Genomic DNA, 26140 nt, shown 5'->3' with positions numbered 1-26140 from the left:
CCGTGGCCGCCCACCCGCGCCGCCGGGCTCGTGCCGTAATCCGCCGGAGTTACCCTCGCGCGTGAGTTTCCTGCGGGTTTGGGGGAAAGGGGCGGTGGAGGGGGCCTTTCAGGTCATTCTGGGTGGGTCCTGACCGGCTCCTGCGGGGAGAGCTGATGACCCGGGCACACCTCGAAAGACTGTTCACTGTGCTGCTCGCCGGCGTGCTCGCCGGCGTGGCGCTCGCGGCGGCCGCCCTGCCGACCGCGCTGGTGTTCGGCATCGGGTTCTCGGCGCTCGCCGCGCCGTACTCGGAGCTGCCCAACACGCTGCGCACGCCGCCGACGGCCCAGCGGTCGAACCTCTACGCCAACGACGGCACCACCCTGATCACCTCCTTCTACCAGGAGGACCGGGTGGACGTGCCGCTGGCCGAGGTGGCGCCGGTGATGCGGCAGGCGATCGTCGCCGCCGAGGACGTCCGGTTCCACGAGCACAGCGGGGTCGACCTGCGCGGCGCGGTGCGGGCCTTCACGGTCAACCAGGGCAGCGGGGAGACCCGGCAGGGCGCGTCCACGCTGACCATGCAGTACGTCCGTAACGTGCTCAGCAACGACCCCCGGCTCAGCGAGCGGCAGCGCGCCGCCGCCACCGAACTCACCACCGCCCGCAAGATCCAGGAGATGCGGTACGCGCTGGCCCTGGAGCGGGAGCTGACCAAGGACGAGATCCTCGCCCGCTACCTCAACATCGCCTACTTCGGGGCCGGGGCGTACGGGGTGGCCGCCGCGAGCAAGCGCTACTTCTCCAAGGCGCCGGCGGATCTCACCCTGGCCGAGGCCGCGCTGCTGGCCGGGCTGGTCCGCTCCCCGCACACCGACGACCCGATCAACGGCGACGCGGACGCGGCGCTCGCCCGCCGGGCGTACGTGCTGGACCGGATGGTCGAGTCGGGTCAGGTCCCGGCCGCGGCGGCGGACCAGGCCCGGGCCGAGCAGCTGCACCTGCGCCCCAGCCAGACCCCGAACGACTGCACGGCCGTGCCGGAGGAGCACGCCGACTGGGGCTTCTTCTGCGACTGGTTCACCCGTTGGTGGAACGCCCAGCCGGCGTTCGGCGGGACGGTCGACGAGCGGCAGCTCACGCTGCGCCGGGGCGGCTTCTCCATCGTCTCCTCGCTCGACCCGGCCGTGCAGCGCGCCGCCACCGAGCAGGTCCGCCGGATCTACTCCCTGGACGACCGCCGGGCGGTGCCGACGGCGGTGGTCCAGCCCGGCACGGGCCGGGTGCTCGCCATGGCGGTGAACCGGAACTACAGCGTGGCCGGCAACCCGGCCGGGCAGAAGAACCACCCGAACACGGTCAACCAGTTGGTCGCCGGGGGCGGGGCGATCGACGGCTACCAGGCCGGCTCGACGTTCAAGATCTTCACCATGCTGGCCGCGCTGGAGTCCGGGCTGCCGCTGGACACGGAGTTCGACGCGCCGGAGCGGATCGTGACCGACTTCCGGGCGAGCGGGGCGGCGAGCTGCGACGGGTACTGGTGCCCCCAGAACGCCAACAGCGACATGGACGGCGAACACACCATGTGGACGGCGTTCGGCAACTCGGTCAACACCTACTTCGCCTGGCTGGCGGAGCGGGTCGGCGCGGACCGGGTGGTGGAGATGGCCGAGCGGCTCGGGATCGTGTTCCGGGCCGAGGACGACGCGCGGCTGGCCCGCCACGGGGCGCGCGAGTGGGGGCCGTTCACCCTCGGCGTCTCCGCCACCACCCCGCTCGACCTCGCCGGCGCGTACGCGGCGGTGGCGGCCGAGGGGACGTGGTGCGCGCCGCTGCCCGTCGTCTCGGTGACCGACGCGGCGGGCCGGCCGGTGGCCGCCGCGCGGCCGGACTGCCGGCAGGTGGTCGACACGGACGTGGCCCGGGCGGCGGCCGACGCCGCCCGCTGCCCGGTCGGCGACCAGTCGATGTACCGGGAGTGCGACCGCGGCACCGCCGAGGGGCTGCGCCGGCAGCTCGGCCGCCCGGTGGCCGGCAAGACCGGCAGCTCGGACGGGTACGCGACCGAGACCGTGGTCGCCTTCACCCCGCAACTGGTGGTCGCCTCGATCGCCACCAACCCCGACGACCCGCGCGACGCGGTCGGCCAGCGGGTGCAGGGGCAACTGGTCGAGGCGGTGGGCGAGACGCTCTCCTTCGCCCTGCGCGACCAGCCGGTCCGGGACTTCGTGCCGCCCAGCGAGGCGACCGCCTTCCGCTACACCGGCGCCCGCACAGGCAACTAACCCACCCCACCCCCCTCCCCGCCCGCCCCTTCCCCCACGCGATCTTGCACTTTCGGCCCTGACAAGTGCGGACAAGAGCCGCGAATCCCGGGCCACAACTGCAAGATCGCGTGATGGGGAGGGTCAGGGGGAGGGGGTCAGGGGGTTTGCTCGGCGCCCCGGGCGATGTTGCGGGCCATCCCGCCGAAGACCACCGCGTGGAAGGGCGCCACCGCCGCCCAGTACGCGTGCCCGGCCAGGCCGCGGGGCAGGAACACCGCCCGCTGGTGGTAGCGGCTGCGATCGCCGTCGAGCGGGGCCACCCGCATCTCCAGCCAGGCCCGGCCGGGCAGCCGCATCTCGGCGCGCAGCCGCAGCAGCTCGCCCGGGACGATCTCCTCCACCCGCCAGAAGTCCAGCGCCTCGCCGACCCGCAGGCGGTGCGGGTCGCGCCGGCCCCGGCGCAGCCCCACGCCGCCCACCAGCCGGTCCAGCCAGCCCCGCGCGGACCAGGCCAGCGGGAACGAATACCAGCCGTGCTCCCCGCCGACGCCCTCGACGACCCGCCACAGGGCCTCCGGCGGCGCGTGCACGACCCGCTCCCGTACGTCGGTGTAGGCGGTGCCGCCGGACCACTCCGGGTCGCTGGGCAGCGGCTCGGCGGGCGCGTCCGGGCCGCTCGCCGTCGACCAGCGGGTCTCCACCTCGCCGTCGCGCACCTTGGCCAGGGCCAGCGCGACCGCCTGGTCGAAGCCGGTCAGCCCCTCCGGCGGGTCCGGGACGTGGGTGGCGATGTCGTGCTCGCGGGCGACGGCCTCGTGGACCAGGCTCTCCACCAGCGGCCGGGCGATCGCGTTCGGCACCGGGGTGACCAGCCCGACCCAGTACGAGGAGAGCGACGGGGTCAGCGGTCGCACCGGCACGATGATCCGGCGGCGCAGCCCGGCCACCCGCGCGTAGCGCTGCATCATGTCCTGGAAGGTGAGGACGTCCGGCCCGCCGACGTCGAAGGCGCGGTTCACCTCCGGCGGCAGGCTCGCGCAGCCGACCAGGTAGCGCAGCACGTCCCGGACGGCGATCGGCTGGATCCGGTTGCGGACCCAACGCGGGGTGACCATGCCCGGCAGCCGTTCGGTCAGGTGGCGCAGCATCTCGAACGAGGCCGAGCCGGACCCGATGATCACTGCCGCCCGCAGCACCGCCGTCGGCACCCCGCTGCCCAGCAGGATGCGTCCCACCTCGGCCCGGGACCGCAGGTGCGCCGACGGAACCTCGCGGTGCGCCGCCGGCTCCGGCCCGCCGAGGTAGACGATCCGGCGTACGCCCGCGGCGCGGGCCGCGGCGGCGAAGTTGGCCGCCGCCTCCCGGTCGGCGGCCTCGAAGCCGGCCTGCCCGAGCGAGTGCACCAGGTAGTACGCGACGTCCACGCCCTCGAACGCGGCCGCCAGGGTCTCCGGCCTGCGCAGGTCGCCCTCGGCGATCTCGGCGCGCGCCGCCCAGGGCACGTCCCGCAGCCGGCCGGCCCTGCGGGCGAGGCAGCGCACCGTGTGCCCCTCGGCCAGCAACCGGGGCGCGAGCCGCCCGCCGATGTAACCCGTGGCTCCGGTGACCAGGCATCTCACGGCTTCCAGTGTGCGGCCCAATAGACTCTGGCGCTGTGGCTACTGAGACGGGCACCTTCTGGGGGCCGGACTTCGACCAGCTCCGCGCGACGGACCCGGAGATCGCCGGGGTGGTGCTGGGTGAGCTGGACCGGCTCCGGGGCGGTCTCCAGCTGATCGCCAGCGAGAACCTCACCTCGCCGGCGGTGCTGGCGGCGCTCGGCTCGACGCTGACCAACAAGTACGCCGAGGGCTACCCGGGCCGGCGCTACTACGGCGGCTGCGCCGAGGTCGACCGGGCCGAGGAGATCGGCATCGCCCGGGCGAAGGAGCTGTTCGGCGCCGAGCACGCCAACCTCCAGCCGCACTCCGGGGCGAGCGCCAACCTGGCCGCGTACGCCGCGCTGGTGCAGCCGGGCGACACGGTGCTCGCGATGGACCTGCCGCACGGTGGCCACCTCACCCACGGCAGCCGGGTGAACTTCTCCGGCAAGTGGTTCCACACCGTCGGCTACACCGTCCGCCGGGACACCGAGCTGATCGACTACGACGAGGTGCGCGACCTGGCCCTCGCCCACCGCCCCAAGATGATCATTTGCGGCGCGACGGCCTATCCCCGGCTGATCGACTTCGCGCGGTTCCGCGAGATCGCCGACGAGGTCGGGGCGTACCTGATGGTGGACGCGGCGCACTTCGTCGGGCTGGTCGCGGGGAAGGCCGTCCCGTCGCCGGTACCGCACGCCGACGTCGTCTGCTTCACCACGCACAAGGTGCTGCGCGGGCCGCGCGGCGGCATGATCCTCTGCCGGGAGCCGCTGGCCCAGCGCATCGACAAGGCGGTCTTCCCGTTCACCCAGGGCGGGCCGCTGATGCACGCCGTCGCCGCCAAGGCCGTCGCGCTGCGCGAGGCCGCCCAGCCCGAGTTCCAGGCGTACGCGGCGCAGGTGGTGAGCAACGCGCAGGCGCTCGCCGCCGGGCTGGCCGCCGAGGGCATGCGCCCGGTCTCCGGGGGCACCGACACCCACCTCGCCCTGATCGACCTGCGCGAGGCCGGGGTGACCGGCGCGGACGCCGAGGCCCGCTGCGACGCGGCCGGCATCACGCTGAACAAGAACGCCGTCCCGTACGACCCGCAGAAGCCGATGGTGGCCTCCGGCATCCGCGTCGGCACCCCGAGCGTGACCACCCAGGGGATGCGGGAGGGGGAGATGCACCGGATCGCCGGGCTGATCGCCCGCGCGGTGCGCACCGATCCCGCCGCCCCCGGGGGCGCCGACGAGCTGACCCGGATCGCGTCCGAGGTGACCGCGCTGGTCGCCGACTTCCCGGCGTACCCCCGTGGCTGAGCCCGGGGTGCGCGAGCCGGCGGCGACCGCGGCGGCCGACCGGCGCTGGCGGCTGCGGCACCTGCCGGTCCTGCTGGCCGCCAGCGGCCTGCTGATCGCGGTGGCCGCGCTGGCCGGGGCGCTGGCCGGCGGCGCGGACGCGGCGCTGGGCGCGGCGGCCGGGGTGGGTGTCACGGCGGCCAGCTACACCCTGACCACGGTGGTGCTGGCCTGGGCCGACTCGGTGAACCCGCAGCTCGTGCTCCCGTTCGGCCTCGGCCTGTACGCGGCCAAGATGACCCTGCTGGGCGTCGTGATGGTGGCCGTGGCGTCGACCGGCTGGCCCGGGCTGATCCCGCTCTGCCTGGGCATCGCCGCCGGCGTGGTGGTCTGGACCGGCGTGCACATCTGGTGGCTCACCACCGTGCACGCCCGCCGTCCCCGCTGAGCCCGCCGCAGGTGGCGGGCACGGTGGTGGCCGACAGCCCGGACGGCGCGGAAATGTGTCCGCCACCGGTCATTTGCACGCTGGCGGAAGGGGAGTAGCGTGCCCACAGACGACGCTGCCCGCCACCGGCCCACACAACGACGGTTGTGCGGGGGGCGAGGCACAGCCTCGTATTCCCGGCTGATATCGTTCGCCCCGTCATGGCTGGTGACCAACCCCCCCGACCCAGCGGCGGCCCGGACGACGTTCCGACCGGAGCCGGCCAGGGTTGGACCGCGCTCACATACCTGATCGCGGGCATGCTCGTGTGGGGCTTCATCGGCTGGCTGGTCGACCAGTGGCTCGACACCGGCGGCATCGCCACCGGGATCGGCGTCGTGCTCGGCATGGCCGGGGGGATCATCCTGGTCGTCCGTCGACTCGGCACGCCTACTTAGGAAGGGACGCGGTGTTCGGACAGGCGAACGTCCTGGCAGCGGGCCAGGCGGCATTCCCACCCAGCGTGGAGGACTTCTACCTGCCCAGCATCCTGCCCTGGGGTGCGCACGACTCCTACTGGTTCACCAAGATCACGGCGATGGTCTGGATCGCCGTCGGCGTCCTGATCATCTTCTTCCTGGCCAGCTACCGTAAGCCGCAGCTGGTGCCGACCAAGAAGCAGTGGCTCGCCGAGTCGATCTACGGCTTCGTGCGCAACAACATCGCGGTCGACATGATCGGGCACGCGGGGGTGCGGTTCGCGCCGTACTTCACCACGCTGTTCTGCTTCATCCTGCTGACCAACCTCTTCGCGATCGTGCCGCTGTTCCAGATCTCGCCGAACTCGCACATCGCCTTCCCGGCCTTCCTCGCCGTGATCAGCTACGTGCTCTTCATCTACGCCGGCATCAAGCACCACGGCGCCGGGAAGTTCATCAAGAACTCGCTCATCCCGCCGGCACCCTGGTACATCCTGCCGCTGCTGATCCCGATCGAGTTCTTCTCGACCTTCCTCGTCCGGCCGTTCTCGCTGGCCGTGCGTCTCTTCGCGAACATGTTCGCCGGCCACATGCTCCTGCTGGTCTTCACGCTCGGCGGCTTCGCGATGCTCAACGCCAACGCCTGGCTCGCGCCGGTCTCGGTGCTGTCCTGGGCGATGACCGTCGCGCTCACCTTCCTCGAGTTCCTGGTGATCGTCCTGCAGGCCTACGTCTTCACCGTGCTGACCGCCAGCTACGTGCAGGGCGCGCTCGCCGACGAGCACTGATCCACCTCGCACCAACAGTTGTCGTCCCGCGTGACCGTCACGCGTGATAACCAGGAGGAACCCACTAATGGACATCTACGCCGCGGTAGAGGGCAGCACCGCCGCCATCGGCTACGGTCTCGCGGCCATCGGCCCGGGCATCGGTGTCGGCCTGGTCTTCGCCGCCTACATCCAGTCGACCGCCCGCCAGCCGGAGTCGTCCCGGATGACCCTGCCGTACGTCTGGATCGGCTTCGCCGTCATCGAGGCGCTCGCGCTGCTGGGCATCGCCTTCGGCTTCATCTGGCAGGGCCCGATTCAGTAATTCCGCCCCCCTCGGACCGGGAGGTCTTCCATGTTCCTGCTCGCCGCTGAGGGTGGTGAGTCGACCCACAACCCGATCGTGCCGATCTGGCAGGAGATCGTGGTGGGCGGCATCGCCTTCGCCCTGCTCTGCGTCGTGCTGATGAAGTTCGTCTTCCCCCGCATGGAGCAGACGTTCCAGGCTCGGGTGGACGCGATCGAGGGCGGCATCAAGCGCGCCGAGGCCGCCCAGGCCGAGGCCAACCAGCTCCTCGAGCAGTACCGCGCGCAGCTCGCCGAGGCGCGCACCGACGCCGCCAAGATCCGGGACGACGCCCGGGCCGACGCCGAGGGCATCCGGCAGGACATCCTCGCCAAGGCACGGGAGGAGTCCGACCGGATCATCGCGGCCGGCAAGGAGCAGCTCGCCGCCGAGCGGGCCACCATCGTGCGCGAGCTGCGCACCGAGGTCGGCACGATCGCGGTGGACCTGGCCAGCAAGATCGTCGGTGAGTCGCTCGCCGACGAGGCGCGTCGCAAGGGCACCGTCGACCGGTTCCTGAGCGGTCTCGAGAGCGCGGGGGCCCGCTGATGCAGGCCGCCAGCCGGGAGTCGTACAAGGTCGCGGCCGAGCGCCTCGACGCGTACGTCCGCGGCGCGGAGCCGTCGGCGGTGGCCACCACCGCCGACGACATCCTCTCCGTCGCCGACCTGCTGCGGCGCGAGCCGCGGCTGCGCCGGGCGCTCTCCGACCCGGCCCGCTCGGGCGCGGACCGCACCGCCCTGCTCGGCGAGCTGCTGCGCGGCAAGATCGGCGCCGAGGCGCTCGACCTGGTCGCCTCGCTGGTCGCCGGCCGCTGGTCGGCGCCGTCGGAGCTGCTCGACGGCGCCGAGCGGCTGGGCGTGGAGGCGCTGCTGGCCAGCGCCGACTCGGCCGGCGACCTCGGCGAGGTCGAGGACGAGCTGTTCCGCTTCGGTCAGGTGGTCTCCGGTCAGTCGGCGCTCTCCAACGCGCTGGCGGACCCGATCGCCCCGGTCGGGCAGCGGGCCGCCCTGGCCCGCGAGCTGCTCGCCGGCAAGGCCCGCCCGGTCACCCTCCGCCTCGTCGAGGCGGCGCTGGGCGGCTTCGGGGGTCGCTCCTTCGCCGGGGCGCTCACCCGACTGGTCGAGCTCGCCGCCGACCGGCGGGACCGGCAGGTGGCGTACGTGACCGTCGCGGCCCCGTTGAGTGACGAGGACGAGCGCCGGCTGGGCGCGAGCCTCTCCGCGATATACGGTCGAGAGGTTTCCGTCAAGCAGACGGTGGACCCCGGAGTTCTCGGTGGCGTGAGCGTGCGGGTCGGCTCCGACCTGTACGACGGCACCGTCCTGCGCCGCCTCAACGAGAGCCGCAACGCGCTCGCGAAGCGCTGAGGTGGCACCGCCGCCCAGCGCCTGTGAATAGACGCCATTCGGACCGGTCGGTACTAGGTATCCCGGGCCCCTGATACTTAAGGAAGCAGAGGATGGCCGAGCTGACCATCTCGACGGAGGAGATCCGCGGCGCCCTGGAGCGCTACGTCTCCTCCTACTCGTCCGAACTCTCCCGCGAGGAGGTCGGCACCGTCGCCGACACCGGCGACGGCATCGCCCACGTCGAGGGCCTCCCCTCGACCATGACCAACGAGCTCCTGGAGTTCGAGGACGGCACCCTGGGTGTGGCGCTGAACCTCGACGTCCGGGAGATCGGTGTCGTCGTTCTCGGTGACTCCGCCAAGCTCGAAGAGGGGCAGCGCGTCAAGCGCACCGGCCGGGTGCTCTCCGTGCCGGTCGGCGACGCCTTCCTCGGCCGCGTGGTCAACGCGCTCGGCCAGCCGATCGACGGCCTCGGCGACATCGCCAACGAGGGCTTCCGCGAGCTGGAGCTCCAGGCCCCGAACGTGATGGCCCGGCAGTCGGTCGACGAGCCGCTGCAGACCGGTCTCAAGGCCGTCGACGCCATGACCCCGATCGGCCGCGGTCAGCGTCAGCTGATCATCGGCGACCGGAAGACCGGCAAGACCACCGTCGCGCTGGACACCATCCTCAACCAGCGGGACAACTGGCGTTCCGGCGACCCGAAGAAGCAGGTCCGCTGCATCTACGTCGCCATCGGCCAGAAGGCCTCCACGGTCGCCTCGATCAAGGGCGTCCTGGAGGAGGCGGGCGCGATGGAGTACACCACCATCGTCGCCTCCCCGGCCTCCGACCCGGCCGGCTTCAAGTACCTCGCCCCGTACACCGGCTCGTCCATCGGGCAGCACTGGATGTACGGCGGCAAGCACGTCCTGATCGTCTTCGACGACCTGAGCAAGCAGGCCGAGGCGTACCGCGCCGTGTCGCTGCTGCTGCGCCGCCCGCCGGGCCGCGAGGCGTACCCGGGTGACGTCTTCTACCTGCACTCCCGGCTGCTGGAGCGCTGCGCGAAGCTCTCCGACGAGCTGGGCGGGGGCTCGATGACCGGCCTGCCGATCATCGAGACGAAGGCCAACGACATCTCGGCCTTCATCCCGACCAACGTCATCTCCATCACCGACGGCCAGATCTTCCTCGAGACCGACCTGTTCAACCAGGGCGTCCGGCCGGCCATCAACGTCGGCACCTCGGTCTCCCGGGTCGGTGGCGCCGCGCAGGTGAAGCCGATGCGTAAGGTCGCCGGTTCGCTGCGGCTCAACCTGGCCCAGTACCGCGAGCTGGAGGCGTTCGCCGCCTTCGCCTCCGACCTGGACAAGGCATCCCGCGCTCAGCTGGAGCGCGGTTCCCGCCTGGTCGAGCTGCTCAAGCAGTCGAACTACTCGCCGTACCCGGTGCAGGAGCAGGTCGTCTCGGTCTGGGCCGGCACCGAGGGCAAGCTGGACGACATCCCCGTGGGTGAGGTCCGCCGCTTCGAGTCGGAGTTCCTCCAGTACCTGCGCCACAAGCACGAGGGTGTGCTGGCCGGGATCGCCGACAACAAGTGGGACGACGAGATCGTCGGCTCGCTCGACCGCGCCATCACCGAGTTCAAGCAGCTCTTCCTCGGCAAGGCCGACGAGCGTCGGATCAACGAGGCCCCGGCCGCGCCGCTCGAGGGCGAGGAGAACCGCGAGACGGTGACCCGCTTCCGTGACGGCACGACCGACCGCCCGGTCGAGAACCAGTAAGGGCTGATTCATGGCGGCCCAGGTACGCGTTCTTCGTCAACGGATCCGCTCGGCGAAGGGGATGAAGAAGATCACCAAGGCGATGGAGCTCGTGGCGACGAGCCGGATCGCCAAGGCCCAGGCCCGGGTGGAGGCGTCCCTGCCGTACGCCCAGGCCATCACCGGTGTGCTCACGGCGCTGGCGTCCAACGCGCGGATCGACCACCCGCTGCTCACCCCGCGTCCGCGGGTGCGGCGGGCGGGCGTCCTGCTGGTCACCTCCGACCGTGGCCTGGCCGGCGGTTACAGCTCCAACGCGATCAAGACGGCGGAGTCGCTGATCGCCCGGCTCCGCGCCGACGGCAAGGAGCCGGTGCTCTACGTCATCGGGCGCAAGGGCGTCGGCTTCTTCCGCTTCCGTGACCGGCCGATCGAGGAGAACTGGACCGGGTTCTCGGAGCAGCCGACGTTCGCCGACGCCCGCGCCGTGGGCGAGACGCTGATCAAGGCGTTCACGGCCGGCGCGGACGACGTCGACGGCGGCGCCGGGGCGGACGGGGTGCTCGGGATCGACGAGTTGCACATCGTCTACACCGAGTTCCACTCCCTGATGACCCAGACCCCGGTCGCGAAGATCATCGGGCCGATGCAGGTGGAGGACCGTCCCCGGTCCGAGGGCCTGCTGCCGGTGTACGAGTTCGAGCCGGAGGCGGAGGCGCTGCTCGACGCGCTGTTGCCGAAGTACATCAACACGCGGATCTACGCGGCGTTGCTGGAGTCGGCGGCCAGCGAGTCGGCGGCCCGGCGGCGGGCGATGAAGAGCGCCACCGACAACGCCGAAGAGATGATCGAGAAGTACACGCGTGAGATGAACTCGGCCCGCCAGGCCGGGATCACCCAGGAGATCAGCGAGATCGTCGGCGGCGCGAACGCGCTGGCCGCGTCGGGAAGTGAAGTGTGATGACTGCCCCAGTAGAGACCAAGACGGCCACGGGTCGCGTGGTCCGGGTCATCGGCCCGGTCGTCGACGCCGAGTTCCCGCGCGACGCCATGCCGGCCCTGTTCAACGCCCTGCACGTGGACGTGACGCTCTCCGGCGGCGAGAAGACGCTGACCCTGGAGGTCGCCCAGCACCTGGGTGACAACATGGTCCGCGCCATCTCGATGCAGCCGACCGACGGCCTGGTCCGCGGCACCGAGGTGCGCGACACCGGCTCGCCGATCACCGTGCCGGTGGGCGACACGGTCAAGGGCCACGTGTTCAACGCGATCGGCGAGTGCCTCAACCTCACCGAGGGCGAGACGCTCCAGCCGGACGACCACTGGGGCATCCACCGCAAGGCCCCGGCCTTCGCGGACCTGGAGCCGAAGACCGAGATGCTGGAGACCGGCATCAAGGTCATCGACCTGCTCGCCCCGTACGTCAAGGGCGGCAAGATCGGTCTGTTCGGCGGCGCCGGCGTGGGCAAGACGGTGCTCATCCAGGAGATGATCACCCGTGTCGCCCGGAACTTCGGTGGAACCTCGGTCTTCGCCGGCGTGGGTGAGCGCACCCGTGAGGGCAACGACCTCATCGCCGAGATGACCGAGTCCGGCGTCATCGACAAGACCGCGCTGGTCTACGGCCAGATGGACGAGCCGCCGGGCACCCGGCTGCGGGTGGCGCTCTCCGCGCTCACCATGGCGGAGTACTTCCGGGACGTGAAGAAGCAGGAGGTGCTGCTCTTCATCGACAACATCTTCCGCTTCACCCAGGCGGGTTCGGAGGTCTCCACCCTGCTCGGCCGCATGCCGAGCGCCGTGGGTTACCAGCCGACCCTGGCCGACGAGATGGGCGAGCTCCAGGAGCGGATCACCTCCGTCCGGGGCCAGGCCATCACCTCGATGCAGGCGATCTACGTGCCGGCGGACGACTACACCGACCCCGCCCCGGCCACCACGTTCGCCCACCTCGACGCGACCACCAACCTGGAGCGGTCGATCTCCGACAAGGGCATCTACCCGGCCGTGGACCCGCTGGCGTCCTCGTCCCGGATCCTCGCCCCGGAGTTCGTCGGCGCCGAGCACTTCGCGGTGGCGACCGAGGTGAAGCGGATCCTGCAGAAGTACAAGGACCTGCAGGACATCATCGCCATCCTCGGTATCGAGGAGCTCTCCGAGGAAGACAAGATCACCGTGCAGCGCGCGCGGCGGATCGAGCGCTTCCTGTCGCAGAACACCTACGCCGCCGAGCAGTTCACCGGCGTGCCGGGCTCGACGGTCCCGATCAAGGAGACCATCGAGGCGTTCAAGAAGATCAGCGAGGGCGAGTACGACCACTTCCCCGAGCAGGCCTTCTTCATGTGCGGCGGTCTGGAGGACCTGGAGCGCAAGGCAGCGGAGCTGATGAAGGGCTGACCTGTCGGTCCTGAAAAAGGCCGCCCCGGCAATGCCGGGGCGGCCTTTCGTTCATCTTCGGGCCTTATGATCGCCGCTGCCCGGTTCCGCGCGGTCGGCGATCAAGCCGAACGCGAGGTACCGTCGATCCGCGCGCTCGCCGGAAGCGAGCGTCGATCTGTGCAACCAATCGGCTGCGTGCGCCCGTCTCCTGATCGTGGGCGTGACGAACGGAGATGATCGTGGGTAAGGCCGGCAAGCGCGGCGGCAAGTCCGTGTGGTCGGGGGTGCCGCGGTGGGCCCGGGCCTGCACCGTGTTCGGCGCCGTCCTCATGCTGCTCAGCGGCGTGGTCCTGGTCGGCGCCGAGGCGCTGATGGCCCGCTACGAGGGCGCGGTGGGCAAGGCCGACCTCTTCGGCGACCAGGCCGCCGGGGCGAAGGAGCGCAAGAGCGACATCAAGGGCCCGCTCAACATCCTGCTGGTCGGCATCGACCCGCGCAACCCGGAGATGCCGCCGCTGGCCGACTCGATCATGGTGCTGCACGTGCCCGCCGAGATGGACCGCGCCTACCTCTTCTCGATGCCGCGCGACCTCCTCGTGGAGATCCCCAAGTTCAGCCGGGCGGAGTTCAACGGCGGCACCGACAAGCTCAACGCGGCGATGTCGTACGGCAGCCGGGTGCCCGGCGGCAACCCGGACGCCGCCCGGGGCTTCGAGCTGCTGGCGACGACGGTGCAGAACGTCACCGGCATCAAGCGCTTCGACGCCGGCGCGATCATCAACTTCAACGGCTTCCAGAAGATCGTCGACGCGATGGGCGGCGTCGACATGTACATCGAGCGCGACGTGCGCTCCGAGCACCGCGAGCCGGACGGCAAGCACCGCAAGGGCAACCCGCACGGCGACGGCTACGTCGGCCCCCAGGCGGAATATAAGAAGGGCAACCAGCACCTCAGCGGCTGGCAGGCGCTCGACTACGTCCGGCAGCGCTACCCGAAGAACGGCGTCCCGGACGGCGACTACGGCCGGCAGCGCCACCAGCAGCAGTTCGTCAAGGCCATGGCCGGCCAGGCGCTGAGCGCCGACGTGGTGACGAACCCGATCAAGCTGGACCGGGTGCTGCGGGCGGCCGGGCAGTCGCTGATCTTCAGCGGCCGGGGCAACAGCGTGATCGACTTCGGCATCGCACTGAAGAACATCCGCCCGGAGACGATCCAGATGGTCAAGCTGCCCGGCGGCTCGGTCACCGAGAACGGGAAGTACCGGGGCGAGCGGTTCCAGCCGGCCGTGGAGGACTTCTTCACCGCCCTCAAGAAAGAGCAGCTGGACGCGTTCTTGTTGGAGCACCCCGACTTCCAGAACAAGGCCAAATAGCCGTGGCGCAGGTCTCGCCACCCGCGTTGGGGGCGCGTCCGCGGCAAGACTAGACTTTCGACAATCCGCCGCCGCAGCAAGGAGACAGCGTGGCACAGCAGCTTCACGTCGAGCTCGTAGCCGTCGAGGAGAAGGTCTGGTCCGGTGACGCCGAGATGGTCGTCGCCCGGACGACCGAGGGTGAGCTGGGTGTGCTGCCGGGGCACGCGCCCCTGCTCGGCCAGCTCGCCGAGCCCGGCCAGGTGCGCATCAAGCTCGCCGGTGGCGAGCAGGTCTCCTACGAGGTCGCCGGTGGCTTCCTCTCGGTGACCGCCGACGGCGTCACCGTCCTCGCCGAGAGCGCCACCCCGGTTTCCGCCGCACAGAGCCGCTGAGCCGCACCGCCGATGGGGATCGTCGAAGGGATCGGAATCGGCGTAGCCGTCATCCTCGGCGCGCTCCTGATCCTCTTCGCCCGGCGGGCCGTCGTCACGCGTAGCGGAGGCATCATCCGGCTCGGCGTCCGGACCTCCACGATGCTCGACGGCCGCGGCTGGTCCCCCGGCTTCGGCCGGTTCGTCGGCGACGAACTCCGCTGGTACCGGGTCTTCAGCTTCGCCATCCGTCCCACGCGGGTGCTCTCCCGCAAAGGGCTGGCCGTGGAGCGCCGGCGGCTGCCGGAGGGGCAGGAACGCCTCTCCATGCCCGCCGACTGGGTCATCCTCCGCTGTAGCAGCAACCACGCTCCGGTCGAGATCGCCATGGCGCGATCCACCGTCACCGGGTTCCTCTCCTGGCTCGAGGCCGCCCCTCCGGGGGCGGTCTCGCCGCGTCTGGCCTCCCAGGACTGGCCCGCCGCCTGACCACGCCTCGCCGTCGGGGTTTCCGCCGGGGCCCACTCGCTCCGGGCGGTCAGGCTTGATCCCTCCGCGAGCGGGCCCCGGCGGAAACCCTTTCCGTGTTGCGGTCCGTCGGACGGGCGGCGTTTCGAGCTTGCACCGTCACCGGTTCGGGGAGGCGACCAGTTCCACTTCGTAGCCCTGGTCGTCGGCGAGGTAGGCGGCGTACGTCCCGGGGCCGCCGGCGCGGGGGTGGCGGTCGGGGAAGAGCAGCGTCCAGCCGTGTGCCGGCGCCGCCGCGACCAGCCGGTCCACCGCGGCGGGCGGGCCGGCGTGGAAGGCCAGGTGGTTGAGGCCCGGGGCGAGCCGGTCGTGCCGCCGCCCGCGCAACGCCGGTGACTGCTCCACCACCAGGTACGTCGGGCCGAGCCGCCAGGAGCGGCCGGCCGGCCACTCCTGGAACGGCGTCCAGCCCAGCTCGCCGAGCAGCCAACCCCAGCCGCGGACGGCGGCGGCCAGGTCGGGCACCCAGACCTCGACGTGGTGCAGCGCGCCCACCGGGGCGTCCGGCGGGAGGGGATGCTGCGCGGTCAGCGCCTACCGCCCGGCACCCATAGCACATCTCCGCCCGGATTGGCGGTTCTTGCCAGGATGAACAGCAGGTCAGAGAGCCGGTTGAGATACTTTGCCGGGAGCGAGCTGGTCCGCTCAGGGTCGTGCGCGACCAGGGCCCACGCCGCCCGCTCGGCGCGTCGGGCGACCGTCCGCGCCACGTGCAGCAGCGCCGCACCCGCGGTGCCGCCGGGGAGGATGAAGGAGTCGAGCTTGCTCAGGCGTGCGTTGTACTCGTCGCACCAACCCTCGATGCGCTCGACGTACTCCTCGGTGACCCGCAGCGGCGGGTACTTCGGATCCGGCTCCACCGGGGTGGCCAGGTCGGCGCCCACGTCGAACATGTCGTTCTGGATCGACGCCAGGACGCCCCGCAGCTCGTCGTCGAGCTGCCCCAGCGCGAGCGCCACGCCGATCGCGGCGTTGCACTCGTCGACGTCCGCGTACGCGGTGATGCGCGGATCGGTCTTCGGCACTTGTTCGTTGTTGCTCAGCCTGGTCATGCCGGCGTCGCCGGCCTTGGTGTAGATGCGCGTGAGGTGGACGGCCATGACGCACAGCCTACGGATACCGGACCTGACGATCCCGGTGCGCCCGGGCGCACTCCGGCCGGGCGGGGTGGGCCCCGGGGACGCCGGTGACCCGGCGGTCAACGACGTCGACGTCATCCGGGTGCGCGGCGACGCCCGCCTGGCCGGCACGGTGCACGTCGTCGGCGCGAAGAACTCGGCGCTGAAGCTGATGGCCGCCGCGCTGCTCGCCCCGGGACGCAGCGTGATCACCAACGTCCCGCGGATCACCGACATCGCGATCATGGGTGAGGTGCTTCGCCGGCTCGGCTGCGGCATCCGCTTCGACGCCGACGACCCGGTCGACCCGATGGTCGCGCACGGCGGGGTGGCCCGGTCCCGGTCGGTCGTCATCGACGTGCCCGAACAGCCCGGCACCGAGGCCGACTACGACCTCGTCCGCCGGTTGCGCGCCTCCATCTGCGTGCTCGGCCCGCTGTTGGCCCGCCTGGGGTACGTGCGGGTGGCCCACCCCGGCGGGGACGCCATCGGCTCGCGGGGGCTGGACATGCACATCTCCGGGCTGACCCGGATGGGCGCGGAGATCTCGGGCGAGCACGGCTTCGTGATCGCCTCGGCGCCGCACGGGTTGCACGGCGCGGAGATCATGCTCGACTTCCCCAGCGTCGGGGCGACGGAGAACCTGGTCATGGCGGCGGTGCTGGCCCGCGGGGCCAGCGTCATCGACAACGCGGCCCGCGAGCCGGAGATCGTCGACATCTGCACCATGCTCAACCAGATGGGCGCGCGGATCTCCGGCGCCGGCACGTCGACGCTGCACATCGAGGGGGTGCCCGGGCTGCAGCCGGTGCGGCACGCCACGGTGGGGGACCGGATCGTGGCCGGCACCTGGGCCTTCGGCGCGGCGATGACCCGGGGGGACGTCACCGTGACCGGGGTGGAGCCGGGGTTCCTGGAGGTCGCGCTCGACAAGCTGGTCTCCGCCGGTGGCCTGGTGGAGACCAGGGGCGACGCGTTCCGAGTCCGGATGGACGACCGGCCGAAGGCGGTGGACGTGGTCACCCTGCCGTACCCGGGCTTCGCCACCGACCTGCTGCCGATGGCGATCGGCCTGGCGGCGGTCAGCGACGGCGCGTCCCTGATCACCGAGAACATCTTCGACGGCCGGTTCATGTTCGCCAACGAGATGATGCGGCTGGGCGCGGACATCAAGACCGACGGGCACCACGCGGTGGTACGCGGCCGCGAGCGGCTCTCCGGCGCCCCCGTACGCGCCACCGACATCCGGGCCGGCGCGGGGCTGATCATCGCCGGGCTCTGCGCCGAGGGGGTCACCGAGGTCTCCCACGTGCACCACGTGGACCGGGGCTACCCGGACTTCGCGGCGGACCTGCGGGCCCTCGGCGTCGAGGTGGAGCCGGGCACCGCGCCGGAGGAGCCGGACCTCACCATCTGAAGGCCCTCGCCGCTGCCGTCCGCCGCCCGGGCGACACGCCTTAGCATCCGTTCAGGCGTGCCGACTAGGGTGCTGGCAGACACTCATTCAGGCGAGGGAGAAGCAGATGGCGGGTCGACTCGCGGTCGTCGGGGCCGGGCTGATGGGCTCGGGCATCGCCCAGGTGGCGGCGCAGGCGGGCTGGCAGGTGACGCTGCGGGACCTGGACGACGCGGCCACCAAGCGGGGCGTGGACGGCATCCGGAAGTCGCTGGAGAGGTTCGCCGAGAAGGGGAAGATCGAGACGTCCGACGTCGAGGCAACCCTCGGCCGGATCACCCCGACCACCGACCTGGAGGCGGCGGCCGACGCGGACATCGTCGTCGAGGCGGTCTTCGAGAAGATCGAGATCAAGCATGAGGTGTTCCGGGCGCTGGACAAGATCTGCCGACCCGACGCGATCCTGGCCACCAACACCTCGGCCATCCCGGTGACCCAGATCGCCACGGCGACCGAGCGGCCGGAGGCGGTCGTCGGCACCCACTTCTTCTCACCGGTGCCGATGATGAAGCTCTGCGAGCTGGTGCGCGGCTACAAGACCAGCGACGAGACCCTGGCGACGGCGAAGGCGTTCGCCGAGGGGATCGGCAAGACCGTCGTGGTGGTCAACCGGGACATCGCCGGCTTCGTCACCACCCGGCTGATCAGCGCGCTCGCCATGGAGGCGGTCAAGCTGGTCGAGTCCGGCGTGGTCTCCGCCGAGGACCTGGACACCGCCTGCAAGCTCGGCTTCGGCCACGCCATGGGCCCGCTGGCGACGATCGACCTGACCGGCGTGGACGTGCTGCTCAACGCCACGAAGAACATCTACACCGACACCGCGGACGAGAAGTTCTTCCCGCCGGAGCTGCTCCAGCGCATGGCCACCGCCGGCGACCTCGGCCGCAAGTCCGGCAAGGGCTTCTACACGTACTGAGCCAACATCGACGGAGGCGCCGGCGCCGCCGGCGCCTCCGTCCTGCACTGGGCCGTCGCCGCCGGACCGCACCTGATACCGCCGATGCCCTCGCCGGGAGCCCGCTCACGCCGGCGGCGTCGGTATCGCCGTGACCGGTTCGGGTGCGGTCCGTCGCAGCCCCGAGGTGAGCGCGACGGTGGCGGTCAGCGCCGCCCCGGCCAGCAGCGCGACGGCCCAGTACGCCGGGACCAGGTCCGCGACCGCGCCGGCGAGCGCGGCGCACACCGCCTGCCCGGCCAGCATGCCGTTGTGGTGCAGGCCGAGCACCTGGCCACGGGCTTCGGGTGGCGAGTGGGCGATCAGCCGTTCCTGCAACGGCAGCCCGGCGGCGAAGCCGACCGAGGCGATCAGTGCGACGACCATGGCCAGTGGCAGCGGCGGCGACAGCAGGAAGACCAGATAGGGAACCGAGAGCAGCAACCGCAGTGTGGGAATCCACCGCTCCCGGCGGGCCGCGGTCAGGAACCGCCCCACCACCACGTCCCCGATCAGCATGCCGAGGGCGGCAGCGGCGAACAGGAAGCCGGCGCGATCACCGGCGTACGGGACGAAGAGCGCCTCGCACCCGACGATCAGACCGCCGGGTACCCACAGGTTCAGGAAGAGCGACCGGCGGCCCGGGTCTGCCCAGAGTTCCTTGTTCACCCGCAAGGTGCGTGCGATCGTCGTCCGCTCGGTGACCCGGACCGGGCGTTCGGACAGCCCGAACCAGCCCACCGCGGCGGCCACCGCCCGGAGCACCGCGGCGAGCAGGAACACCTGGTACGGGCTCAGCAGGACGAGCAGGGCGCCGGCCAGTCCGAACCCGGCGATCTGCATCACGCCGACGCTCGTGTTCATCGTGGCCCGGGCCAGTACGAAGGCGTTGGCCGGCAGGATGTCGGTGAGCAGCGCCCACCTGGCCCCACCGGTGATCGAGCCGACGTACGCGCTGGCGAAAATGATCGTGAACCGGGCCCACAGTGGCAGCCCGGGCGCGGCCTGCACCGCCGCTCCGACGGTGACCAGAACCGCGGCGAGGGTCAGCGCCCGGCGGGGCGGCAGGCTGTCCGCGGCCGACAGCAACGTCAGGCTGCCGAGGACGCCGGCCAGCGGTGCGCCGAACATGCTCAGGGCGGTGAGCAGCGCCGAGCCGGTCGACGCGTAGGTCAACGCGCCCAGCGCCAGCGCTGACGTGGTGTGCGCTGCGATCCCCGCGCAATTGGCGAGGAACAGGTTGCGGAACTCACGGGCCGCGAACAGGTCTGCGTACGTTCTCACGGGCACGATCGTGTGGGGCGCCGGGTGGATCTCGTAGAGTTACGTCTGGAGGCGAAACGTGGGAGTCTGGCAGGTGCCGTCGGACCTGCTCGCGCGCAGCCGCTTCACGGTCTCGCCGATGGTCGACACGGTCGCCGCGCTGCGCGCGCTGTACGACCCGCGTACTCCCTGGCAGCGTGCCTGGCGAGGGAGTCACATCGAGGCGTTCCGGCGGATGCTGGCCGTCCGGCCCGTGGTCCGGGCGCTGCTGCCCGCATCGTTCGACCCACGGTGGACCGCGGACTTTCTCACCATCGCGCCCGCCTCGCCGGAACCGACGTTCCCGGCGGAGCTGACGGCCGTCGCGCGGTTGTCCGACGAGCAGATCCGAGCCGACCTGCGGGCCACCCGCCCGGCGCCGCTCGCCGCCGAGTTGCTGGCGGACGGTCTCACCGGCCAGGTGGTGGAACTCCTCGACTGGGTCTGGACGCACACCGTCGAGCCGGAGTGGCCGGAGCGGGAACGCCGGCTACGGGCGGACATCGTCGCCCGCACCGCCGCCCTGAGCACGGGCGGCTGGGCGGGGGTGGTCGCCGATCTCAACCGCAACATGCGGTGGCTGGGCGACGGCCGTCTCCAGGTCAACGACTATCCGGAGCCGCCGCTGTCGCTGGACGAGGCCGAGCAGCTGGTCTTCGTGCCGGCACACTGCCGTCGCGGCTGGGTGGTGTGGGACATGCCCACCCGGTTCGGGATGGTCTATCCGGCGCGCGGGATCCTGGTGGATCCCGACTCACCGGCGCCCGACGGCCTCGCCCGGCTGATCGGCGCGAACCGGGCCAACATCCTGGCCCGGCTGGACGGGCCGCTGAGCACCTCGCAGCTGGTGGTCGTGACCGGGCTGTCCCTCGGGACGGTGAGTGACCACCTGCGGGTGCTGCTCGACGCGGGTGCCGTCAGCAAACGGCGGTCCGGGCGCGAGGTGCTTTACTGGCGTACGCCGCTCGGTGCCGCGCTCGTCCGCGGTGGGTGAGCGGGGTCGCCCGACCGGCGGTGCCGGAACCGCTCCGGCGGATCAGCCGTCGCGCTTGGTGGTCCAGCGGAAGGTGGTCAGGCAGAGCACCAGCCCGATGACGCACCAGGCGGCCAGCACCAGGGCCACGCGGGTCAGCTCGAAGGAGCCCGCCGGCTCACGGGCGCCGAACGCCTCCGGCAGGAAGACCGAGCGCAGGCCCTGGCACATCCACTTCAGCGGGAAGATCGCCGCCACCTGCTGCATCCAGCTCGGCAGCTCGGTGAAGACGAAGAACACGCCGGAGATGAACTGGAGCACCAGCGCGACCGGGGTGACCACGGCCGAGCCGCTGCGGGCGGTGCGGGCCAGCGACGAGATGGCGATGCCGCACAGCGTGCAGGCGGTGACGCCGAGCACCGACACCCAGCCGAAGGTGAGCCACTTCGCGGCGGTGCCGGGCAGCTCCAGGTCGAACAGCGCCACCGAGACGGCGAGCAGCAGCACGGTCTCCGCGATGCCGATGGCGACGACCACCAGGACCTTGCCGGCGAACCAGACCCACTTCGGCATCGGCGTGCCCCGGTAGCGCTTGAGCACCCCCCGGTCCCGCTCGATCGGGATCCAGATGCCGAGGTTCTGGAAGCTGACGGTCATCAGGCCGGTGGCGATCATGCCGGTGATGAAGTACTGGGTGTAGCTGACCCCGGGCGCGATCTGGTCGTCGAAGATCGCCGCGAAGATCACGATCATGATGACCGGGAAGCCCATCGTGAAGACGACGGACTCCCGGCTGCGCAGGAACTGGGTGATCTCCAGCCGGCCCTGCCGCAGGCCGAGGGCGACCGGACCGGGCCGTCGGGCCGGGGCCGTGGTGGCCGGTGGGGCGGGCTTCGTCGTGGTGGTCATCGGTGTCCGATCATCCGCAGGTAGACGTCCTCCAGGGTCGGCCGGGTCACCGTCAGGCCGGGGACCTCGCCGCCGAAGCGCGCGGCCAGCTCGGCCACCAGCGCCGTCGGCGTCGCGCTCTCCGCCGTCTCCAGCGCCCCCTCCGGCGTACGCCAGGAGACCGTCGCGAGGGCCGCCTGCCGGTTGCCCAGCCGGTCGGGTGCGGCGACCTCGACCAGCCGTCCGCCGGCGATCACGCCGACCCGGTCGGCCAACGTCTCGGCCTCGTCGAGGTAGTGGGTGGTCAGCACGATGGTGGTGCCGGCGGCGGCCAGGTCCCGGATCAGCTCCCAGAACTCCCGGCGCGCCTCCGGGTCGAAGCCGGTGGTCGGCTCGTCCAGGAAGAGCAGCTCGGGTCGGCCGACGATGCCGAGCGCCACGTCGAGCCGGCGCTTCTGCCCGCCGGAGAGGGTGTGCGTACGCGCCTTCGCCTTGCCGGCCAGCCCCACCCGCTCGATGACCTTGTCCGGGTCGTCCGCCCCGGCGTAGAAGCCGGCGAAGTGGCGCACCACCTCCGCGACGGTCAGCTCGTCGAACTCGCCCGTGCCCTGGAGCACGATGCCCACCCGGGAGCGCCAGTCGGCGGCCGGCGCGGCCGGGTCGCTGCCGAGCACCGAGACCTCGCCGGCGTCGCGCCGACGGTAGCCCTCCAGGATCTCCACGGTGGTGGTCTTGCCGGCGCCGTTGGGGCCGAGCAGGGCGAACACCTCGCCGCGGCGGACGTCCAGGTCCAGGCCCGCCACGGCGACGTTGTCGCCGTACGCCTTGCGCAGCCCCCGGACGGAGATCGCGAGCTCGTCATCCATGCCGTCAAGTGTGCGTCCTGGCCGTGGCCGTGACCCGGCCGGGGTGTGGCGGTCCGGCCCATGCCGGGAGCTTCGCACCCGGGCGTCCGCTCCATGGAGCTGTGTGGTTTTCCACAGCGCCGGTGACTGAACGGTAACTTAGACTCCCGCCATGGACGAGAAGGCTCTCCCGGGTCGGCTGCCCGAACGCGACCGCCCGTGGGTGATGCGCACGTACGCCGGGCACAGCTCGGCCGCCGCCACGAACGCGCTCTTCCGCCGCAACCTGGCGAAGGGGCAGACCGGCCTGTCGGTCGCCTTCGATCTGCCGACGCAGACCGGCTACGACCCCGACCACGAACTCGCCGCCGGTGAGGTCGGTCGGGTGGGCGTCCCGGTGGCGCACCTCGGCGACATGCGGGCCCTCTTCGAGGGCATCCCGCTGGCCGAGATGAACACGTCCATGACCATCAACGCGCCCGCGATGTGGCTGCTCGCCCTCTACGGCACGGTCGGCGCGGAGCAGGGGGCCGAGCTGGCCCGCTGCGCCGGCACCACGCAGAACGACATCATCAAGGAGTACCTCTCCCGGGGCACCTACATCTTCCCGCCGGCGGCCTCGCTGCGGCTCACGGCCGACGTCATCGCGTACACGCTGCGGGAGATGCCCCGGTGGAACCCGGTGAACATCTGCTCGTACCACCTCCAGGAGGCCGGCGCGACGCCGGTGCAGGAGGTCGGTTTCGCGCTCTCCACCGCCGTCGCGGTGCTCGACGCGGTCCGCGACTCGGGCCAGGTGCCCGCCGAGCGGATGGGCGACGTGGTGCAGCGGGTCTCCTTCTTCGTCAACGCCGGCGTGCGCTTCGTCGAGGAGATCGCCAAGATGCGAGCCTTCGGCGCGCTCTGGGACGAGATCACCCGCGAGCGCTACGGGGTGGCGAACCCGAAGCAGCGCCGGTTCCGCTACGGCGTGCAGGTCAACTCGCTGGGCCTGACCGAGGCGCAGCCGGAGAACAACATCCAGCGCATCGTGCTGGAGATGCTGGGGGTGACCCTGTCCCGGGACGCCCGGGCCCGCGCCGTCCAGCTGCCCGCCTGGAACGAGGCCCTCGGCCTGCCCCGGCCGTGGGACCAGCAGTGGTCGCTACGCATGCAGCAGGTGCTCGCGTACGAGTCGGACCTGCTGGAGTACCCGGACCTCTTCGAGGGCTCGCACGTGATGACCGCGCTGGTCGACGAGATCGTCGCCGGGGCCCGGGTCGAGCTGGAGAAGGTGCTGGAGATGGGCGGCGTGGTGGCCGCCGTGGAGACCGGCTACCTCAAGAGCGCGCTGGTCGCCTCGCTGGCCGAGCGGCGGCGCCGGATGGAGGCGGGCACCGACGTGGTGGTCGGGGTCAACCGGTTCGCCGAGACCGAGCCGTCGCCGCTGACCGCGGCCGGCGCCGAGGCCGTCGAACAGGTCGACCCGGCGGTGGAGGCGGCCGCCGTGGCCTCCGTACGCGAATGGCGGGCCGGACGGGACGCGGCGGCCGTGGACGCGGCGCTGGCCCGACTGCGCGCGGACGCCGCGACCACCACGAACCTGATGCCGGCGACGCTCGAGTGCGTGCGGGCCGGCGTGACCACCGGCGAGTGGGCCGGCGCGCTGCGGCAGGTCTTCGGCGAGTACCGCGCCCCCACCGGCCTGGCCGGCGCCGCCGGGGCCGGCGGGGACGCCACCCTGGCCGCCGTCCGCGAGCGGGTCGCCGCCACGGCCCGCGAGTTGGGCAGCGGCCGGCTGCGGCTGCTGGTCGGCAAGCCCGGCCTGGACGGGCACTCCAACGGCGCGGAGCAGATCGCGGTACGCGCCCGCGACGCCGGCTTCGAGGTGGTCTACCAGGGCATCCGGCTGACCGCCGGGCAGATCGTCGCCGCCGCCGTCGAGGAGGACGTGGACCTGGTCGGCCTGTCGGTGCTCTCCGGCTCGCACCTGGCCGCGGTGCCGGCGGTGCTGGACGGGCTGCGCGCGGCCGGCCGGCCGGACCTGCCCGTGGTGGTCGGCGGGATCATCCCGGCCGGCGACGCCGCGCAGCTCCGGGCCGCCGGGGTGGCCCGGGTCTTCACGCCGAAGGACTTCGCCCTCACCGGCATCATCGACGACCTGGTCACCGTCGTTCGCGAGGCCAACGGCCTGAGCTGAGAGGAAGGGCGGTCAGCGGGTGATGTAGGTCATGCAGTCGGCCATGTCGTTGTCCGGGCCGACCTTGATCGCCGGAGCGTGGCACTCCAACTGGTCGTTGTGCCGGCAGTCGGCCCGCTGGCAGGCGCCGACCTGCGCGATGAGGCCGTCCACGCCGGCCTGGACGGCGGGCATCTCGATGAACGTGTGGCAGTGCGCGTGGTCCATGCTGCCGATCGTGATGGCGAAGGCGTGGCAGTCGCCGGTGTGGTTGTACGCGCAGGCCGTCACCACACACTCCTGGACCCGGGGCATCTCCATCGCTGCGGTCATGCCGACCTCCTCTAGAGTCTTGCCCCGACTTTAGGCTTTTGGTGGGGTTGGCGAGGCGGATTCAACCTTGCCCGAGCACCTCCGACAGCGGAGCCGGCTCCAGGCCGCGCTCGGCCAGCCCCGCCAGGATGTGCGGCAGCGCCTCGTCCGTCATCGGCGCGTTCGCCTCCGTCACGTGCAGGACGATCACCGACCCGGGACGCACCCCGTCCAGCGCCGCCCGCACGACCGGCCGCCACGACTTCGCGAACGGATCGCCGCTCACCACGTCGCCGTCGACCACGGTCACCCCCAGCGGCGCCAGCGCGTCCAGCGCCTTCCGGTCGTGGCACAGCCCCGGGAAGCGGAAGTACCGGGTCTGCCGCCCGCCGTACGCAGCCACCACGTCGAACGTCCGCGCCACGTCGGCCGTCATCTCCCGCTCCGGGATGCGGGGCAGGCCGTAGCAGTCCGGCGTGAAGGCCAGGTGCCCGTACGTGTGGTTGGCCAGCTCGAAGCGCGGGTTCGCGGCGAGCCGCCGGGTCACCGCCGGGTACTGCTCGACCCACTTGCCGGTCAGGAAGAACGTGGCCGGCACCCGCTCCCGCTCCAGCAGGTCGATGATCTTCAGGTTCGCGTACGACCGCACCGCGCCGCTGCGCAACTGGTACCGCATCGCGTCCGTCATGTCCGCGTCGAAGGTGAGCGCCACCCTGTTCCCCACACGCGGCCCGTGGTCGACGACGGGCGGCCTCGTGCCGGGCGGGGTCGCGCCCGGAGTCGTCGTGCCGGACGGGGCCGTGCCTGAGGTCGTCGGGGCGGGCGGGGCCGTTCCCGGGGTCGTCGGGGCGGGCGTCGGCCCCGACGACGGGGACGGTGGCTGCGCCGCGGGGATCGGGACGATGCCGGCGGCGGTCGGGGTGCGGAGGGGGACCGGGCCGGCGAGGAGCGCCGCGGCGGCGATCACGGCGGCGATGGTGGCGGCGGCGAGCGGAACGCGGGGGGTCTTCACGGGCACCGGGAGATGATGTCAGCGCTTCGTGTTCTCCGTGTGCCGGGCGTGGGGTGGTGTGCGGTCTTGGTTGGGTGGGCTGCTGTGCGGTCGCGGTGGGGTGTTGGGTTGCGGTGCGTGGTGGTGGGTTGTTGGGTTGCGGTGCGTGGTGGTGGGGGTGTGGCCCGCCGTGCCCGGCTCCGGGCGGTCAGGCTTGATCCCTGCGCCGGGCACGGCGGGCC

At 71.9% G+C, this 26140-nt stretch carries 26 protein-coding genes; 18 read left to right on the top strand and 8 right to left on the bottom strand.

Going from position 1 to position 26140, the window contains the following annotated elements:
• Positions 1 to 155: 155 nt before the first annotated feature.
• Entirely contained in the window at positions 156 to 2267 is a 2112-nt protein-coding gene (locus AB0G14_RS18460; RefSeq protein ID WP_357698825.1) for a transglycosylase domain-containing protein, read from the top strand.
• Between the two features lie 137 nt (positions 2268 to 2404).
• Here the strand turns inward: AB0G14_RS18460 and AB0G14_RS18455 are convergent, their stop codons facing one another.
• Complete coding sequence (locus AB0G14_RS18455) at positions 2405 to 3868, bottom strand: SDR family oxidoreductase (protein ID WP_357698823.1); 1464 nt, start codon at positions 3866 to 3868, stop codon at positions 2405 to 2407.
• A gap of 35 nt (positions 3869 to 3903) precedes the next feature.
• Between AB0G14_RS18455 and glyA the strand changes: the two genes are divergently transcribed.
• From glyA to AB0G14_RS18390, 13 genes are all read left to right on the top strand, one after another.
• The gene (glyA, locus tag AB0G14_RS18450; RefSeq protein WP_350703606.1) at positions 3904 to 5193 is read left to right on the top strand and encodes a serine hydroxymethyltransferase; all 1290 of its coding nucleotides are present in this window, start codon (positions 3904 to 3906) and stop codon (positions 5191 to 5193) included.
• On the top strand, positions 5186 to 5620 hold the full coding sequence (locus AB0G14_RS18445; RefSeq protein ID WP_357698821.1) for a hypothetical protein: 435 nt from the start codon (positions 5186 to 5188) through the stop codon (positions 5618 to 5620). The genes glyA and AB0G14_RS18445 overlap by 8 nt, the downstream gene beginning before the upstream one ends.
• Before the next feature lie 200 nt (positions 5621 to 5820).
• Positions 5821 to 6057 (top strand): AtpZ/AtpI family protein, encoded by a 237-nt coding sequence (locus AB0G14_RS18440; RefSeq protein WP_350703604.1) that lies wholly within the window; start codon positions 5821 to 5823, stop codon positions 6055 to 6057.
• 11 nt (positions 6058 to 6068) lie between these two features.
• Positions 6069 to 6866, top strand: a complete 798-nt coding sequence (gene atpB / locus AB0G14_RS18435) for a F0F1 ATP synthase subunit A (protein ID WP_350703602.1) — start codon at positions 6069 to 6071, stop codon at positions 6864 to 6866.
• 67 nt (positions 6867 to 6933) lie between these two features.
• A complete protein-coding gene (locus AB0G14_RS18430) occupies positions 6934 to 7170 on the top strand; it encodes an ATP synthase F0 subunit C (RefSeq protein WP_357698819.1) in 237 nt (78 codons plus the stop codon).
• A gap of 30 nt (positions 7171 to 7200) precedes the next feature.
• Entirely contained in the window at positions 7201 to 7740 is a 540-nt protein-coding gene (locus tag AB0G14_RS18425) for a F0F1 ATP synthase subunit B (RefSeq protein WP_350684039.1), read from the top strand.
• Complete coding sequence (locus AB0G14_RS18420; RefSeq protein WP_357698817.1) at positions 7740 to 8561, top strand: F0F1 ATP synthase subunit delta; 822 nt, start codon at positions 7740 to 7742, stop codon at positions 8559 to 8561. The genes AB0G14_RS18425 and AB0G14_RS18420 overlap by 1 nt, the downstream gene beginning before the upstream one ends.
• Before the next feature lie 92 nt (positions 8562 to 8653).
• Positions 8654 to 10309: a F0F1 ATP synthase subunit alpha gene (atpA, locus tag AB0G14_RS18415; RefSeq protein ID WP_357698815.1), complete on the top strand. Its 1656-nt coding sequence runs from the start codon at positions 8654 to 8656 to the stop codon at positions 10307 to 10309.
• Positions 10310 to 10319: 10 nt separating this feature from the next.
• Positions 10320 to 11249, top strand: coding sequence for a F0F1 ATP synthase subunit gamma (locus AB0G14_RS18410; RefSeq protein WP_357698813.1), 930 nt, complete (start codon positions 10320 to 10322; stop codon positions 11247 to 11249).
• Positions 11249 to 12685, top strand: a complete 1437-nt coding sequence (gene atpD, locus AB0G14_RS18405) for a F0F1 ATP synthase subunit beta (RefSeq protein ID WP_357698810.1) — start codon at positions 11249 to 11251, stop codon at positions 12683 to 12685. The genes AB0G14_RS18410 and atpD overlap by 1 nt, the downstream gene beginning before the upstream one ends.
• A 215-nt stretch (positions 12686 to 12900) precedes the next feature.
• The gene (locus AB0G14_RS18400; protein ID WP_357698807.1) at positions 12901 to 14040 is read left to right on the top strand and encodes an LCP family protein; all 1140 of its coding nucleotides are present in this window, start codon (positions 12901 to 12903) and stop codon (positions 14038 to 14040) included.
• An 89-nt stretch (positions 14041 to 14129) separates the two neighbouring features.
• On the top strand, positions 14130 to 14414 hold the full coding sequence (locus tag AB0G14_RS18395; RefSeq protein ID WP_350684044.1) for a F0F1 ATP synthase subunit epsilon: 285 nt from the start codon (positions 14130 to 14132) through the stop codon (positions 14412 to 14414).
• Between the two features lie 12 nt (positions 14415 to 14426).
• Positions 14427 to 14882, top strand: a complete 456-nt coding sequence (locus AB0G14_RS18390; protein WP_357698804.1) for a DUF2550 domain-containing protein — start codon at positions 14427 to 14429, stop codon at positions 14880 to 14882.
• A 138-nt stretch (positions 14883 to 15020) separates the two neighbouring features.
• Here the strand turns inward: AB0G14_RS18390 and AB0G14_RS18385 are convergent, their stop codons facing one another.
• Both AB0G14_RS18385 and AB0G14_RS18380 read right to left on the bottom strand, forming a co-directional pair.
• A complete protein-coding gene (locus tag AB0G14_RS18385) occupies positions 15021 to 15416 on the bottom strand; it encodes a VOC family protein (protein ID WP_357698801.1) in 396 nt (131 codons plus the stop codon).
• A gap of 32 nt (positions 15417 to 15448) precedes the next feature.
• Positions 15449 to 16021, bottom strand: coding sequence for a cob(I)yrinic acid a,c-diamide adenosyltransferase (locus tag AB0G14_RS18380; protein WP_357698798.1), 573 nt, complete (start codon positions 16019 to 16021; stop codon positions 15449 to 15451).
• On the opposite strand from AB0G14_RS18380, the gene murA reads away from it, so the two are divergent.
• Positions 16020 to 17456 carry a UDP-N-acetylglucosamine 1-carboxyvinyltransferase gene (gene murA / locus AB0G14_RS18375; protein WP_357698796.1) on the top strand — a complete coding sequence of 479 codons (1437 nt, stop codon included), beginning with the start codon at positions 16020 to 16022 and terminating at the stop codon, positions 17454 to 17456. The two genes, AB0G14_RS18380 and murA, sit on opposite strands and share 2 nt — an antisense overlap.
• A 106-nt stretch (positions 17457 to 17562) precedes the next feature.
• Positions 17563 to 18411: a 3-hydroxyacyl-CoA dehydrogenase family protein gene (locus AB0G14_RS18370; protein WP_357698793.1), complete on the top strand. Its 849-nt coding sequence runs from the start codon at positions 17563 to 17565 to the stop codon at positions 18409 to 18411.
• A 105-nt stretch (positions 18412 to 18516) separates the two neighbouring features.
• On the opposite strand, the gene AB0G14_RS18365 is transcribed toward AB0G14_RS18370, so the two are convergent.
• Positions 18517 to 19713 carry an MFS transporter gene (locus tag AB0G14_RS18365; protein WP_357698791.1) on the bottom strand — a complete coding sequence of 399 codons (1197 nt, stop codon included), beginning with the start codon at positions 19711 to 19713 and terminating at the stop codon, positions 18517 to 18519.
• Between the two features lie 58 nt (positions 19714 to 19771).
• Between AB0G14_RS18365 and AB0G14_RS18360 the strand changes: the two genes are divergently transcribed.
• Positions 19772 to 20725, top strand: coding sequence for a helix-turn-helix domain-containing protein (locus AB0G14_RS18360; RefSeq protein ID WP_357698788.1), 954 nt, complete (start codon positions 19772 to 19774; stop codon positions 20723 to 20725).
• 42 nt (positions 20726 to 20767) lie between these two features.
• Here AB0G14_RS18360 and AB0G14_RS18355 read toward each other — a convergent pair whose 3' ends face one another.
• Positions 20768 to 21613: an ABC transporter permease gene (locus AB0G14_RS18355; protein WP_357698786.1), complete on the bottom strand. Its 846-nt coding sequence runs from the start codon at positions 21611 to 21613 to the stop codon at positions 20768 to 20770.
• Complete coding sequence (locus tag AB0G14_RS18350) at positions 21610 to 22458, bottom strand: ABC transporter ATP-binding protein (RefSeq protein ID WP_357698784.1); 849 nt, start codon at positions 22456 to 22458, stop codon at positions 21610 to 21612. Before AB0G14_RS18350 ends, AB0G14_RS18355 begins: the two co-directional genes overlap by 4 nt.
• A gap of 151 nt (positions 22459 to 22609) precedes the next feature.
• On the opposite strand from AB0G14_RS18350, the gene AB0G14_RS18345 reads away from it, so the two are divergent.
• A complete protein-coding gene (locus tag AB0G14_RS18345) occupies positions 22610 to 24616 on the top strand; it encodes a protein meaA (RefSeq protein ID WP_357698782.1) in 2007 nt (668 codons plus the stop codon).
• Between the two features lie 12 nt (positions 24617 to 24628).
• Here the strand turns inward: AB0G14_RS18345 and AB0G14_RS18340 are convergent, their stop codons facing one another.
• On the bottom strand, positions 24629 to 24928 hold the full coding sequence (locus AB0G14_RS18340) for a DUF1540 domain-containing protein (protein ID WP_357698780.1): 300 nt from the start codon (positions 24926 to 24928) through the stop codon (positions 24629 to 24631).
• Positions 24929 to 24989: 61 nt separating this feature from the next.
• A complete protein-coding gene (locus AB0G14_RS18335; protein ID WP_357698777.1) occupies positions 24990 to 25925 on the bottom strand; it encodes a polysaccharide deacetylase family protein in 936 nt (311 codons plus the stop codon).
• Positions 25926 to 26140: the final 215 nt, after the last annotated feature.

The organism is Micromonospora sp. NPDC023814 (genome assembly GCF_040639595.1).
GTDB lineage: Bacteria > Actinomycetota > Actinomycetes > Mycobacteriales > Micromonosporaceae > Micromonospora.
This window is presented reverse-complemented; position numbering and strand designations above follow the sequence as displayed.